Source organism: Streptomyces sp. NPDC104761 (assembly GCF_055583445.1).
In genome coordinates this window covers 32,735-46,586 of the sequence record NZ_JBVJNZ010000026.1, presented here as the reverse complement: position 1 = coordinate 46,586, position 13,852 = coordinate 32,735, and the positions used below count along the sequence as shown (strand labels likewise).

Below are 13,852 nucleotides of genomic sequence, written 5' to 3'. Positions count from 1 at the left end.
GGGGTTGGGTGGAAAATGGGGGACACAGAAGGGTGGCCGGGGCTTTCGTCCTGCGCGAAAGCACCCCAAGGGATCAAACGGGAGAAAGGGGTGTCCCGGCGGGGGACACCCCCCCCCGCCCGGACCGTTCGGACGACTCCGTCGGCGACGAAATTGCCGCACTCCTTTCCAGAGAGATCGGATGGCGACAGATAATTTTCGTCCCAGATCTAGGACTTGGCCCCACGGTTCCGTACATTCATCGGACGTCTGGGCCCATCGCTCGTCCTGTGGGAGATCGACCATGCGTACCGTTGTCGCCGCGTGCCTTGCTGCCGCCGTGGCTTGTCTCGGTTTCACCGGCGGCCCATCCGAGGCCGTCGCCGCCGACGCGTCCGCGCACGCGGCGGACACCTTGCATGTCGCGCCCGACGGGCGTGGGTCGGCGTGCAGTGACCGCAGTCCATGCGGTCTCGAAACCGCTCGCGACCGCGCGAGATCTCTCGTCCCGAACGCCGCCGGCGACGTCGTGGTCGAACTGGAGGGCGGGACCTACCGACTCACCGCTCCCTTCCGGCTCGGCGTCCAGGACTCCGGGCGGCCCGGCCACCCGGTGGTGTACCGGGCGGCCGCGGGGCAGACGCCGGTGCTCAGCGGCGCGATGCGGATCACCGGCTTCACACGGGTCGACGCCGCGAAGAACATCTACCGGGCCCGGGTGCCCGCAGGCACCGCCGGCCGGGAGCTGTTCGTCGACGGAACACGCGCCGACCGGGCCCGCGGGCCGCGCAACCCGGCGGGCTTCTCCGTGACCGCCACCGGCTTCACCACCGCCGACGCCTCGTACACCACGTGGACGAACCCCGCCCAGGTCGAGGTCGTCCGCAACAGCGGCTGGAAGCAGATGCGCTGCCCGCTGGCGTCCATCACCCGTTCCGCGTCGGGCGGTTCGGACCTCACCGTCGATCCCGGCTGCTGGAACAACAACCACAACGCGGTGCCCAACCCGAGCTTCCCCTTCAACGGCGCCGGACTGCCGACGATGGACGGCGTCGGCTGGCTGGAGAACTCCTACCAACTCCTCGGCACACCGGGCCAGTTCTACCTCGACGAGACCGCCGGGTACCTCTACTACGTGCCGCGCGCGGGCGAGAACCTGGCGACGGCGGACGTCGAACTGCCGGTGGCGCCCGAAGTCGTCGACGCCTCGGGCACCCCGGGACACCTGGCCCCCGTCAACGACACCGACTGGCGGGCGGACTACACCGGCAGCTGGGGATACTCCGACGGCCGGCACCTCGGCGACCTGAACGCGGACGTGCACTACACCTCCCACGACGGTGACGCGGTCTCCTACACCTTCACCGGCACCGGGATCCAGGTGCTGTCCGAGACCAACTCCGACGAAGGCACCGCGGACGTGTACATCGACGGCAAGAAGGTCTCCACCGTCTCCGGAAACGGCCCGGAGCGCCTCGCCCAGCAGGCCATGGTCTCCGTCACCGGACTGCCCAGGGGCAAGCACACCCTGCGTCTGGTCAAGACCGGCGGCACCTACCTGCTCGTCGACGGGTTCACCGTGATCCCCGACGTCGTGGCACCCGTGCACGACCTCGCCTTCTCCGGACTCACCTTCGCCTACACCACATGGAACGCCCCGTCCGCCGAGGGCTACGTGGACAACCAGGCCGGAGTGATCTGGGACCCCGCCACCCGCACGCCCCTCCGCATCCCCGCGGCGGTCCAGGTGCACCGGGGCACGCGGATCTCCTTCGCCCACGACGTGGTCCAGCACACCGGCACCAGCGGCATCGACCTCGCCGACCAGACACAGAACTCCACGGTCGAGGACAGCGCCGTCACCGACACCTCCGGCACCGGCGTCTCGGTCGGCGAGGTGGACGACTACTACCAGACCGACCCCGCCCTCATGACGAGCGGCAACACCGTCTCCGGCAACACCGTGCAGTTCCCCGGCCAGGAGTACCAGGACGCGGTCGGCGTCTGGGTCGGCCACACCAGGGCGACGACCGTCTCCCACAACGACATCGGCTACACCCCGTACTCCGGCATGTCCGTCGGATGGGGCTGGGGATGGGCGTCGAACTGCACACTCCAGGCCAAGCAAGGGCTGCCCGACCCCTGCCTGCACGGCACCACGTACGCCGGCGGCAACAAGATCCTCGGCAACCACGTGCACAGCGTCATGGGCGCGCTCTTCGACGGCGGTCCGATCTACACTCTCGGCGGCCAGTCCGCACCCTCGGAACTCGCCGGCAACGTGCTCTCGGAGTGCATCGACGGCTGCAACATGATCTACCACGACGAGGGCAGCTCGCTGTGGAACACCCACGACAACGTCGTGCGCTTCGCCAACGGATCGCTCTGGACGAACCTGTGGACGCCGAGCATCCACGACGACACGATCCACGACAACTACAGCGACACCGCCTCCTACAACAACAACGGCACCGACATCACGTTCCAGCAGGCCACCGTGGTGACCGACGGGAACTGGCCGCGGGCGGCCCAGGACATCATCAAGGCCGCGGGCCCCGGCACCCTCCCCGGCCGGACCGTCGACGACGACGACCTGCGGATCGCCTACACCGGCAGCTGGTCCTCCAGTGGTTCCCGCGGCTACGGCGACCTCGACGACGGCGTCCACTACGCCCAGCACGACGGCGCCGCCGCGACGATCACGTTCACCGGCACCGGGATCAGCTTCCTCACCGAGACGAACTCCGACGAAGGCGAGATCGCCGTCTCGCTCGACGGCGCCCCCCAGAAGACCGTCAGCGCCAACACCCCGCAACGGCACGCCCAGCAGAGCGTGTTCACGGTCGCGCACCTGCCCGCCGGCACCCACACCCTGACTCTCACCAAGGCCGGCGGCGACTACCTCCTGGTGGACGGCTTCACCCTGAACTGACCGCGGACCGCGATCACAGGCAACCCATCGCCATCGGGGCCGGCCGTGCGCCGGGAGAAAGGAAACACCCCATGCTTTCCGCACCCAGACGTAAGCTGCTCGCCGTGCTGACGGCACCCGCCACGGTCGTGGCGCTGCTCACCGGCGCGCACCTCGCCGCAGGCCGGACGGCGGCCTCCCCGGCGGCCGGCTCCACCGCGTCGCACGCCCAGGTACCGCAGGGCCGGGTCGCGGCCTGGTCGCCGAGCATGACGGCCGGCGGTCCGAACTTCGACGACCAGACCATCCGGATGGTCGCCCACTCCACCGTCGACGGCGGCGCACTACGCATCCACCTGTCCAACCTGCGCGGCACCATCCCGCTGACGGTGGCACACGTCACCGTCGGCGCGCAGGCCGGCCGGGCGACCGCCGTCGCAGGGTCGCTGCTCCCGGTCACCTTCGACCACCGGAGGTCCGTGACCGTCCCCACCGGCGGGGAAGCGGTCAGCGACCCGGTGCCGATGCACGTCAAGGCCGACCAGAGCGTCCTGGTCAGCATCTACCTGCCTCATGCGACCAGTTCCGCCACCTGGCACTCCGACGCCTTCGACACCAGCTACCTGTCGGGGCCGGGCGACCACACCGCCGAGGCGTCCGACGCGTCCTTCGTCGCGGCGAGGACCTCCTGGTACTACCTGTCCGGGATCGACGTCGTCCCGACGCGTGCCCGCGGAACCGTGGTGGCCTTCGGCGACTCGATAACCGACGGCTACAACACGCCTGCGGGGGCCTACCACCGCTGGCCCGACGACCTGGCCCGGCGCCTGGCCGACACCCGCCCGATGGCCGTCGTCGACGCGGGCATAGGCGGCAACCGCGTCCTGACGGATGTCCCCAACATCTGGCAGGGCGTCAGTGCGAAGAAGCGCTTCGCCCATGACGCGCTCGGCCAGCCAGGAGTACGGGACGTGATCCTCCTGGAGGGGATCAACGACATCGGCAACAACAGCGGTCCCGGCGGCGCCCCACTGACCGCGCAGGACCTGATCGACGGCTACCGTGACCTGATCCGGCAGGCGCACGCCGCAGGAGTCCGGATCATCGGCGGCACCATGCTGCCCGACAAGGGCAACGGCTACTACTCCGACTCCGCGGAGGCGATCCGCCAGGCGGCCAACCGGTGGATCCGCACCAGCGGGGCCTTCGACGGCGTGGTCGACTTCGACAAGGCCGTCGCCGACCCGGCCGACCCCGCCGCCCTCAACCCGGCCTACGACTCCGGCGATCACATCCACCCCAACGAGGCCGGCATGCAGGCACTGGCGAACGCGGTCGACCTCTCCCTGCTGACGGGAGAGTGAGCTTGTTCCGCTTTGACGGACACCATCGGTGTGGTGGTCAGGCTGCCGGTGCGGCCTCGTAGTCGGCGGGACTGCGGTAACCGAGGCTGCTGTGCAGCCGGTGCAGGCTGTACCAGCTCTCGATCCACTCGAAGATCGCGGTGTGGGCGGAGGACCTGCTCGGCCGGGGCTGGGGCCGAGCAGCTCATTCTTCAAGGTGGCGAAGAACGGCTCGGCCCGCGCGTTGTCCCAGCGCTGGCCGGTGCGGCCGACGGATAGCCGGATGCCCAACTCTCCTGCCGGCAGAGCGAATTCATCGGGTACTGGCGACATGGAGGACTGGGACGAAGCTCGAGCCGCGCAGCACCAAAAGCGCAGCCTGGAACGTTTCGCCCAGCTCGTCCGCGAGACGGCCGCCCGCCACCACGACCGGCTCATCCGACGGCGCCTGTCAACGCTGCCGTGCCGTGCCCGATCAGAGGGGCAGTGCGAGGCGGCGGCCGGCTGGGATGGACCTCCCTGGGCGGCAGCACCGGCGCACTGCGGATACGGGACCACGGATCGTGCCAGCGCGAGCGCGTGCAGCAATGAGGTACAGCATTCCCCAGCCGCCGGCCGGCCAGACGAGCCGAGTCAGGACTGGCTACGGCGGCTTCTTACACTCCGCCAAGGCGCTTCTGCCGAACTCCGGATGTGAAGCCCGGGTCGATGGCGATTCCTGGAAAAGACCGGTGTTGCTCCTCGCCTGACCTGATCCGGTTCTCAAGCGGCAAGGGCACGGCGGGCCGGGAGTGCCGGCGGGCCTGTGGGCCTGGTCGGTTCAAGGGCAGCCTGTGCGTACCGGCTCTGTTCGAGGCCGTTCGGCGCCTGTCCGCGGCAGCCTTACGCCTCCGCGGGGGAGGCCGGTCGTGTCGCGTAACGGTGGCGCATGGCGGCGCTGGCTGCGGGGCCTGCGGTGAAGACGTAGGCGTCGCTGTCGTCGAGCCGGCGGCCGGTCTTGGCGTCGACGACGACGGGTTCGACCTCCTCGCCGTTGTGCGCGTCGATGAGGATCATGCTGCGTTCGGCCGGTGTGAGTCGGGAGTTGCCCCACGCGGCCAGGGCGACGATCACCGGTCGCAGGGAGCGCCCCAGTTCGGTGAGAACGTATTCGTGGCGCACAGGATTGGTCTGGTAGGGCCGGCGCTCCAGCAGCCCGTCCGCCACCAGGGTCTTCAGCCGGGCGGTGAGCATGCTGGAGGAGATGCCCAGGCTCTCCTGGAACTGGTCGAAGCGGGTGTAGCCGTCGAAGGCGTCGTGGAGGATCAGCAGCGTCCACCACTCGCCGACGTGTTCCACCGTCGTGGACAGCGGGCACTCCCGGTCTTCCAGCCTGATCCGGCTTGCCACGGCAACCATCTCCCCAGTTACTGCTAAAGTCGAAGTTAGTAGCTCTCATTTTAGCAGTAACGACGGGGGCGGTGCCTTCCGTGCCCGCACCCAGGAACGGAGGACACCGTGACCACGCCAATCAGCGAATCCCTCGAAGGCCGACGCGCTCTGGTCACCGGCGGCACCAAGGGCACCGGAGCCGCCATCGCCCGACGTCTCGCCCAGGCCGGCGCAACCGTACTGGTCACCGCCCGCAGCCGCCCCGACGACGTCGAGGAGAAGACGTTCATCACCGCCGACCTGTCCACCGCCCAGGGCGCCGCCCACGTCGCCGCGGAGGTGGACGCCCGCGTGGGAGGCGTGGACATCCTGGTCAACACCCTCGGCGGGTCCCAGGCCCCGGCCGGAGGGTTCGCCGCGCTCGGCGAGGACGACTGGGCCACGGAGCTGAACACCAACCTGCTGGCCGCCGTCCGCCTGGACCGAGCACTCATGCCGTACATGATCACCAAAGGGAAGGGGGCCGTGGTACACGTCACCTCGATCCAGCGCCGCATGCCGCTGTGGAACGGCACCCTGGCCTACGCCGCCGCCAAGGCCGCCCTGACCACCTACAGCAAGGGCCTGGCCAACCAGGTCGCCCCGCACGGCGTCCGCGTCAACACGGTCTCACCCGGCTTCGTGCAGACCTCGGCCGCCGACAACCTCGTCACCCGGATCGCCCACGAGGCCGGCATCACCCAGGAAGCGGCCCTGGGCCGGCTCATGGACTCCCTGGGAGGCATCCCGCTGGGCCGTCCCAACCGGCCCGAGGAAGTCGCCGAGCTCGTCGCCTTCCTCGTCTCCGACCGCGCCTCGGCCATCGTCGGCGCCGAACACGTCATCGACGGCGGCACCACCCCCACCGTCTGAACCCGCCACCACCCCAAGGAGCGTCATGCACGGCAACCAGCCCCGCACCAACACCCCGGACATCCTGCCCGAGGTGATCACCCGCTACCTGAAAGCGCACCGTGCCCACGACACCGCCACCGCGATCACCGCGTTCACCGGCGCAGCCACGGTGATCGACGACGGCAACACCTACGCAGGCACCGAGGCGATCAAGGAGTGGCTCGGCCGATCCGCCACCGAGTTCACCTACACCATCCACCTCACCGACGCTCAGCAGACCGACGCAACCCGCTACGTCGCCACCCACCACCTCGAGGGCAACTTTCCCGGCGGGACGATCGATCTGCGCTACCAGTTCACACTGCGGGACGGCCTCATCGAACGCCTCGTCATCGAACCCTGAGTGCCCCACGCAACCCGTTGCCGTCTACGTGAGAACGCCCGCTCGCCCCCGACCGCCGTTCCCAACCGTCGCGCCCAACAACCTGAACGACCGGGCTGGCCAGCCTTCCAGTGGGGAACCAAGGCGAGCGACTCCCAGCACCACCCCGAGCAGCAGGCGGATACATTCAAATAGCGTCATCAGCTCAGCTTGATCATTGACCTCGGGCCTGCAGGTCGTGGCCCACCACATCGCCGATGACCGCGGCGACGGTGCCGTCGGGCAGCCGGACGGCGTCGTACCAGTCGCCGCCGATGTGCCGGGGGCTGGTGGCGGGACGGTAGGCGGCAGCGCTCACCAGGGGGTGCACGTCCGGCAGGCGGGGCAGCAGCATGCGCTGGAAGTGCTCGGCATCCGTCCGGGTCTGTCGCATCAGCGCGGCGCCGTCGATGGCGAGGCCCGCGGCCTCGGCGAACGAGGCGATCATCGCTTCGTCATGGGCGTCGAACGGCCGTCCGTCCTCACGGTCGCAGCGGTACAGGTTGCCGTAGAGCCGTCCCCGGATGCTGACCGCGGCCCGACCATACAGTGCATCGGCGGATGACCGGTCGGGAAGCCGAGCAATGCGGGATGCGCGGCGATGTCCGTGACCCTGACCGGCTCCGGATGGGCGATCAGATGTCCGAGCAGCCCGCGCCCTGACGGCAGCCCCGTGCCCGACAGCGCATGCACCTGGGCGCCGGACAGACCGACGGGAATGAACTCGCGGAGCTGCTCGCCCGAGTCGTCCAGTACTCCCGGCGCGCCGTAGCGGGCACCGACCAGGTCCATGGCGGTGCGGACGATCAGTTCCAGGACCTCGGACAGGTCCTGGTACCGGCTGATGACCGCCTCGTACAGCTCGTGCAGCCGGTTCTGACCGCGCGCCAGGACGACGAGTTGCTCGGCGATCTGCGCCGGCTCCGTCCCCAGCCGCAGTCTTGTGCGAGTGCACGGTCCGAGCCGCTCGTCACTGAAAACCCACCCATGTTCTGTGAGCGAGCACTTACGCCAGAGAAAGAGTCGCAGCCGCCCGCTCGCAGCCGGGGCATATCCGCCCTTCGGCGGCGCGTCTCCCTCGCCGATGAGATTCGTCGATGTGACTCGTCGACTTTGGCTCTGACCGCAGTTGCGACAAGGATCTTGTTGTGGCGAGCCGTCTGCCTCGTCGCACGGGACCCCGCGACACGGCCCAGGCCAACGCGTACAGTTCGCGGCGTGTACTTTCCGGGCTGGCGGACCTTCTGGTGGCGATACATCGCCGGCCCAGGCGCGGTCGTGGTCTTCGTGACCCTGATCTCCTTGATGATTCCGGCCCTGTCCGCGCACGACGGTCACGGGCAGCATGGTCGCTGGACAGCCACGGACATCCTCTGCAGCCACCACGGATGCAACGAAGTCGGCACCTTCCTGTCTGCGAACGGCAGCGACAGGCGTACCCGGATCAGCATGGCCGGAAGCCCGGACCTTGCGATCGGTGAATCCGTTCCCGCCGTCGACACGGGGGGTGACGAGATCTACCCGCCAGGTGGAGGCGCTGCCTGGTGGCACGATCTCATCGGGGTGATCGCTGCCGGGCTGGCCGGCGCCGCCTGGCTGTGGACGTTTCCCGTCCGAGTCCTGCGGCAACGCCGCCGGAACCACCCGGACGCCGTGGTCTCCTGACGCAGCCAAACATCTCTGCAACCCGTGTCAGGCCTGGCTCTCGGGCGCGTGTGCAGCTCGGTCGGGCCCTTGCTGCGCGTGAGGCTGCGGGTCATCGGAGGGCTGCGGCGAGACACCGAGACGGAATACCGCGCAGCCTCCTGTAAAGAGGAGCCGGGTGCGGCGATTCGATGTCTTACGCTCGGGTCCGGCGGGGCTGCGAGCAGCGGCGGGCTCCGTTCTCTGCCGGCCCGCTGTTACGTCGAAGGGCTACGCCAGATGACGCTTCCTCCCCGCCTGCACGTGGTCAATGAGGGGCTGGCGTTCCTTCTGGAGATCGCAGCCCTCGCTGTCCTGGCCTGGTGGGGGTGGCAGAGCGTGGAGAGCAGGGCACTCGGTTTCCTTGTTGCCGTCGCCGCTCCGGCCGCCGCAGCCGTCCTGTGGGGCATGTTCGCCGCCCCGAAGGCTCGAATACCCGTACCGCTGCCTGCAGTTCTCGCCGTCAAGGCACTCGTTTTCGGCGCGGCATCGGCCACGTTGTATGCCATGGACCACGCCGCTTGGGCCACCACTTTCGCGGTCCTGGCCGTGGCCAACACAACCCTTGCGACCCTGGACCGCCAAGCCGCAATGCACCGGGGCGCCTGACCTGTTGCGGCCTTGCCCCGTCAGCGGCCGGGGGGTTGCCACCATGCTCTGCAGGCGGGTTGGCAGCCCGGCCGGGTGTCGCGTGGGAGTGTGCTCCCCCGCCGACGCGGCGCCGTCCGACGTACGGTGACCCGCAGGTCTGGCCGCGGTGGAACGTGGCCGGACGGCTCCGCTTTGTTCGCACGCGTCTTCGCTACGGGGAGCCGGGTCCGCGTCCGCGGTCCGACCCGGAGGACGGCAGCGGACCGCCCTGCCCCGGACAGCCCGAATGACGACCCTCCCGACGGGAGCGGATCGTCCGGGCCTCTGAGGCGCGGCCTGCCGTGCCGCCGCAGGGATAGCGGATTCGCTGCGCGGGTGGGCCAGCACAGTCCTGGCTGACGACACCAGCACAGTCCTGGCTGACTGACGACAAAGGAAAAACGCGCGCGCGGCACGCCTCCGGGTGATCACCGCCCGCGTCGCGGCAGCGGTCCGTTCCTCGCCGCCCAGCTTGCCTGATGATCATCCGGACAGCAGCTTCTCACGGACGTACGACATCGACTACGAAGATCTGCCGCGCGCCGCCTACGATCCGGGGAGTACGGACGCCCAGGGGCCCGCATCCTCAAGACGTTCATCACGGGAGTCGCCAAGGCCGTCGACTCCAACACGGGCACCCGGGTGACCAAGATGGAAATGATCTCGTGCGTGGAGAGGACGATGGTCGGGACGTCGGCCTCCGACCTCCCCGGCTACATCCGCGAGGTCACGGACGGAGTCTTCGCGCTGACGGACGCCGACGGAAACGGCTGGATCGGCAAGAGCGAGTTCGAGAAGTACCTCAAAGCCCAGAACGTCACCGGCCCGGGGGCCGTGGCCGAGTTCGCGCGCCTCGACCGTGACGGCGACGGGTCCCTCACCCTCGACCATCTCACCTACGCCGCCCCCGCTTCTTCACCGCCCCGGAGAACGACGTGCCCGAGCACTGGCTCCTCGCCGCCGTCTCCGCCTGACGCTCCGGGGCACCCACGCCCGCCCGAGGTCACGGCCGTTCGCATCACCCCGCACCTCGTCGGGGCAGGCAGCAGCGCGCGTTGCCGGATGCAAATGCCGTCTGCCGGACGGGGCCGGGCCGCCGTTGCACCACCGTGGGCACTCCCGCCCGCGGCCCCACGCGCCAGGCAGCGGAATGGACCCGTCATGACAGCGGCGGCACCGACAGGCAAGACCTGCAGGGCCATTGCAGGGCAGCCGGAAGGACTTTCCAGGAGCGCCGGATGCCGAACTCCCTTCCAGCGCTGCCGATCGAGCAGTCCGGGATCGCCACTGCCTCGTGGCCGCCGCTGACGCCGAGCCACGTGCTGCTCGGCGGAGGCGGCGCGATCAGTGCCGGCATCGTCCTGGTCCTCGATGCGCTGCGGTCACCGGCGAACCGACAGTCATGGGCTGCCGCTCCGGAACCACGTACGTTCGGGCAGCGCGCCGGTCGAGGGGGTTTCGGGCCGGGAAGCCGACAGTACGGCCGGAATCGCTTCCGGCATCGAGCAAGTCATGCGCCGAGCCCATCGCCCTGGCTGGACGGCACAGTCGGCACTACGCCTGATCCGTGGACCCGCCGGCTGCGGCACTCGGTCACACCGACGGGGCGCAGTTCGCGACCGGAGCGCACGGTCAGTAGTCGTGGGCCACGTGGCCGACGCCGTTGAGCCGGGCGCCCGGGAGTCTCGGCGCCCGGGCCCGCAGTCCTGGATGTGGTGCGGCTCGGATTCTGGTCTCCCGCGGCCCGCCCCTGCGCCGGTCCCGTCCGAACGGCCGGCGGGCCGGTGGCCGGTCCGCGCGCCGTAGGTCCTCGTCCAGGGCAGCGCCCTCCTCCGGCGATGTCCTTCCCGGAGCCCCGAGCGATCGCGATCAGGTGCTTCGGCGCAGCTCGGTGGTCTTCGGCGAGGGACACGTCCACCCACCAGAGGGCGATCTTCACGTCAGCAAATACCCACACGGATCGAGGCGGCACGTGTCGAACCCCACGACAGTCGGCCCTCGCGCTCGGCACCCATCGGACATTACGGTCTATATGTAAAACATTCAACGAGTTTCTCTCCACCCCTTGACTTGTCGCGTTCTTTGCGCGGAGTCTACGGACTTGTCATTCAAACCGGTTTAAACGCCGAGGCGGCCCCGCGCCGCCGAGCCGGCACGGCACCCTCCTGGGGAGCCGTGAGCGCCTGCCGTCGAACGAAAGCGGTGCGTATGTCCCGTCGTCCCACCATCGGTGACGTGGCCAAACTGGCCGGAGTCTCCCGCGCGACGGTCTCCTTCGTGCTCAACAACCGACCGGGCGTCGCGGCGGACACCCAGCGCCGGGTACGGTCCGCGGCCGAAGAACTCGGATGGACCCCGAGTTCCAGCGCCCGCGCACTGTCCACGGGCCGCGTCCGAGCCGTCGGACTGGTCCTGGCGCGCGAACCCGAGCTCATCGGCACCGACCCGTTCTTCCCCGCGTTCATGGCGGGGATCGAGACAGTGATCTCGGAGACCGGTGACGGTCTGATGCTGCAGATGAGCCGGCCCGAGAACGAGGTGGACACCTATCGCAGGCTCGCGGCCGACCGTCGGGTGGACGGCGTGTTCCTCACCGACCTGCGCACCGACGACCCCCGTCCGGCCCTGGTCGCCGAGCTCGGGCTGCCGGCCGTGGCCGTGGGGACGCCGGACACCGGGACCGGCCTGCCCTCGGTCGGCCTGGACGACCGTCCGGCCGTACGGGAGGCCGTGCGCCATCTCATCGCGCTGGGACATCGCGACATCGCCTACGTCGCCGGTCCCGACGAGTTCGTCCACGCCCGGCGCCGCAGTCAGGCCTGGAGCGACGCCCTCGCCGACGCGGGCCTGCCTGCAGGAACGTTACTGCAGGGCGGCTTCACGGCCGAGGGCGGAGCACGCGCCACCCGCGAACTGCTGCGGCAGCCGTCTCCCCCGACGGCGATCGTCTACGGCAACGACCTCTCGGCCACGGCCGGGATGGCGGTCGCCCAGGACGCCGGACTGCGGCTGCCCGAGGACCTGTCCGTCGTCGGCTTCGACGACGTACCCCTCGCGTCCTACACCAACCCGTCGCTGACCACCTGCCGATCCAATCCGGTCTCCTGGGGCAGGGCGTCCGCCCAGGCCCTGGTGGAGCTGATCGAGACCGGCAGCACAGCCGACCGGGAACTCGAGCCGGCCGCTCTCATGGTGCGCGGCTCCACCGGCCCGGCGCCGGCGCGCTGAGCAAATCGACCCGCGGCACGCCTGTTGCACCCGAGCCCCCGGGACGGGGCGGGAGACCCACAGCAGCCGGGCCCTACCGCAAGACATTCATCCAGCAAGAAACGGAACCTCCAATGAAGAAGGCTCTCCTCGTCATGCTGCCCGTGGCGGCGCTGACGCTCTCCGCGTGCGGCAGCGGCGGCTCCGACTCGAGCGCCTCCGCCGACGCGCACGGACCGATCACCGTCTGGTATTCCAACAACGCGCAGGAAGTCGCGTGGGGCAAGAAGATGGTGGCGTCCTGGAACGCGACGCACCCCAAGGAGAAGGTGACCGCCCAGGAGATTCCGGCGGGCAAGAGCTCCGAAGAGGTCATCGGCGCGGCGATCACCGCCGGCAACGCTCCCTGCCTGGTCCTCAACACCGCTCCGGCTGCCGTGCCCGGCTTCCAGAAGCAGGGGGGCCTCGTCCCGCTGGACGACTTCCCCGACGGCAAGAAGTACCTGCAGGACCGCGTCGGCGGCAAGCTGTCGCAGTACGCCTCGCCGGACGGCAAGTACTACCAGATGCCGTGGAAGAGCAACCCCGTGATGATCTTCTACAACAAGGACCTGTTCAAGAAGGCGGGACTGGACCCGGAGCACCCCAAGCTCTCCACCTACCAGGACTTCCTCGACACCTCCCGCAAGCTGGTCGCCGCCAAGGCGGCCAAGGCCGCGATCTGGCCGGCTCCGTCGTCAGAGTTCTACCAGTCCTGGTTCGACTACTACCCCATGTTCACGGCCCAGACCGGCAAGCAGCTGGTCGAGAACGGCAAGGCCCAGTTCGCCTCGGCCGACGGCATCAAGGCCGCCGAGCTGTGGAAGACCATGTACTCCGAGCACCTGGCGCCGAACGAGACGTACAACGGCGACGCCTTCGCCGACGGCAAGGCCGCCATGGCCACCGTGGGCCCCTGGGCGGTCTCCGTCTACGGCGACAAGGTCAAGTGGGGTGCGGTGCCGGTGCCGACCTCGGACGGCGCCCCGGGCAAGGGCACCTTCAGTGACGAGAAGTCCATCGGCATGTTCACGGCCTGCAAGAACCGTGCGACGGCTTGGGACGTCATGAAGTTCGCCACCAGCAAGGACCAGGACGGTCAGCTGCTGGAGGCTACCGGCCAGATGCCCATGCGCGCCGGCCTGACCAGCGCCTACCCGGACTACTTCGCCTCGCACAAGGACTACACGGCCTTCGCGCAGCAGGCGGATCACACCATCGAGGCGCCCAACGTTGCCAACTCCGTCGAGGTCTGGCAGACCTTCCGTGACGCCTACAGCAAGTCCGTGATCTTCGGCAAGGGCGACGTCGCCGCGACCCTCAAGGCCGCCGCGGCCAAGGTGGACGAACTGGCACAGGACAAGTGAGCACGCC

Annotated in this window: 11 protein-coding genes; 8 read left to right on the top strand and 3 right to left on the bottom strand. The window is 69.3% G+C overall.

All coding sequences use genetic code 11. The annotated features are described in order from the left end of the window. Positions 1–508: 508 nt before the first annotated feature. Both ACZ63F_RS40750 and ACZ63F_RS40745 read left to right on the top strand, forming a co-directional pair. A complete protein-coding gene (locus tag ACZ63F_RS40750) occupies positions 509–2,911 on the top strand; it encodes a hypothetical protein (RefSeq protein ID WP_469718892.1) in 2,403 nt (800 codons plus the stop codon). A gap of 71 nt (positions 2,912–2,982) precedes the next feature. Beyond that, positions 2,983–4,254, top strand: coding sequence for an SGNH/GDSL hydrolase family protein (locus ACZ63F_RS40745; protein ID WP_469718891.1), 1,272 nt, complete (start codon positions 2,983–2,985; stop codon positions 4,252–4,254). An 861-nt stretch (positions 4,255–5,115) separates the two neighbouring features. Here the strand turns inward: ACZ63F_RS40745 and ACZ63F_RS40740 are convergent. Next, complete coding sequence (locus ACZ63F_RS40740; protein WP_469718889.1) at positions 5,116–5,631, bottom strand: winged helix-turn-helix transcriptional regulator; 516 nt, start codon at positions 5,629–5,631, stop codon at positions 5,116–5,118. 99 nt (positions 5,632–5,730) lie between these two features. Here ACZ63F_RS40740 and ACZ63F_RS40735 point away from each other — a divergent pair, with 99 nt between their 5' ends. Both ACZ63F_RS40735 and ACZ63F_RS40730 read left to right on the top strand, forming a co-directional pair. After that, positions 5,731–6,516, top strand: a complete 786-nt coding sequence (locus tag ACZ63F_RS40735) for an SDR family oxidoreductase (RefSeq protein ID WP_469718887.1) — start codon at positions 5,731–5,733, stop codon at positions 6,514–6,516. Between the two features lie 25 nt (positions 6,517–6,541). Then, positions 6,542–6,901: a nuclear transport factor 2 family protein gene (locus tag ACZ63F_RS40730; protein WP_469718885.1), complete on the top strand. Its 360-nt coding sequence runs from the start codon at positions 6,542–6,544 to the stop codon at positions 6,899–6,901. A 193-nt stretch (positions 6,902–7,094) separates the two neighbouring features. Here ACZ63F_RS40730 and ACZ63F_RS40725 read toward each other — a convergent pair whose 3' ends face one another. Together ACZ63F_RS40725 and ACZ63F_RS40720 are read right to left on the bottom strand one after the other, a co-directional pair. Continuing rightward, positions 7,095–7,367, bottom strand: coding sequence for a hypothetical protein (locus tag ACZ63F_RS40725; RefSeq protein ID WP_469718884.1), 273 nt, complete (start codon positions 7,365–7,367; stop codon positions 7,095–7,097). Beyond that, the gene (locus ACZ63F_RS40720; protein ID WP_469718882.1) at positions 7,364–7,711 is read right to left on the bottom strand and encodes a GAF domain-containing protein; all 348 of its coding nucleotides are present in this window, start codon (positions 7,709–7,711) and stop codon (positions 7,364–7,366) included. Before ACZ63F_RS40720 ends, ACZ63F_RS40725 begins: the two co-directional genes overlap by 4 nt. Positions 7,712–8,197: 486 nt before the next feature. On the opposite strand from ACZ63F_RS40720, the gene ACZ63F_RS40715 reads away from it, so the two are divergent. The 4 genes from ACZ63F_RS40715 (at position 8,198) to ACZ63F_RS40700 (ending at position 13,845) form a co-directional block, all read left to right on the top strand. Then, on the top strand, positions 8,198–8,584 hold the full coding sequence (locus tag ACZ63F_RS40715) for a hypothetical protein (RefSeq protein WP_469718880.1): 387 nt from the start codon (positions 8,198–8,200) through the stop codon (positions 8,582–8,584). Positions 8,585–8,842: 258 nt separating this feature from the next. Beyond that, the gene (locus ACZ63F_RS40710) at positions 8,843–9,211 is read left to right on the top strand and encodes a YrdB family protein (protein WP_469718879.1); all 369 of its coding nucleotides are present in this window, start codon (positions 8,843–8,845) and stop codon (positions 9,209–9,211) included. Positions 9,212–11,440: 2,229 nt separating this feature from the next. Continuing rightward, positions 11,441–12,460: a LacI family DNA-binding transcriptional regulator gene (locus tag ACZ63F_RS40705; protein ID WP_469718878.1), complete on the top strand. Its 1,020-nt coding sequence runs from the start codon at positions 11,441–11,443 to the stop codon at positions 12,458–12,460. A 113-nt stretch (positions 12,461–12,573) separates the two neighbouring features. Next, positions 12,574–13,845, top strand: coding sequence for an extracellular solute-binding protein (locus ACZ63F_RS40700; protein ID WP_469718876.1), 1,272 nt, complete (start codon positions 12,574–12,576; stop codon positions 13,843–13,845). The last annotated feature ends 7 nt before the right edge of the window (positions 13,846–13,852 follow it).

Excerpts from the sequence above, each read along its gene's own strand:
- ACZ63F_RS40745 (WP_469718891.1), top strand. The coding sequence starts at position 2,983 with ATGCTTTCCGCACCCAGACGTAAGCTGCTCGCCGTGCTGACGGCACCC.
- ACZ63F_RS40740 (WP_469718889.1), bottom strand. The coding sequence starts at position 5,631 with ATGGTTGCCGTGGCAAGCCGGATCAGGCTGGAAGACCGGGAGTGCCCG.
- ACZ63F_RS40730 (WP_469718885.1), top strand. The coding sequence starts at position 6,542 with ATGCACGGCAACCAGCCCCGCACCAACACCCCGGACATCCTGCCCGAG.
- ACZ63F_RS40725 (WP_469718884.1), bottom strand. The coding sequence starts at position 7,367 with ATGATCGCCTCGTTCGCCGAGGCCGCGGGCCTCGCCATCGACGGCGCC.
- ACZ63F_RS40720 (WP_469718882.1), bottom strand. The coding sequence starts at position 7,711 with ATGGACCTGGTCGGTGCCCGCTACGGCGCGCCGGGAGTACTGGACGAC.
- ACZ63F_RS40710 (WP_469718879.1), top strand. The coding sequence starts at position 8,843 with ATGACGCTTCCTCCCCGCCTGCACGTGGTCAATGAGGGGCTGGCGTTC.
- ACZ63F_RS40705 (WP_469718878.1), top strand. The coding sequence starts at position 11,441 with ATGTCCCGTCGTCCCACCATCGGTGACGTGGCCAAACTGGCCGGAGTC.
- ACZ63F_RS40700 (WP_469718876.1), top strand. The coding sequence starts at position 12,574 with ATGAAGAAGGCTCTCCTCGTCATGCTGCCCGTGGCGGCGCTGACGCTC.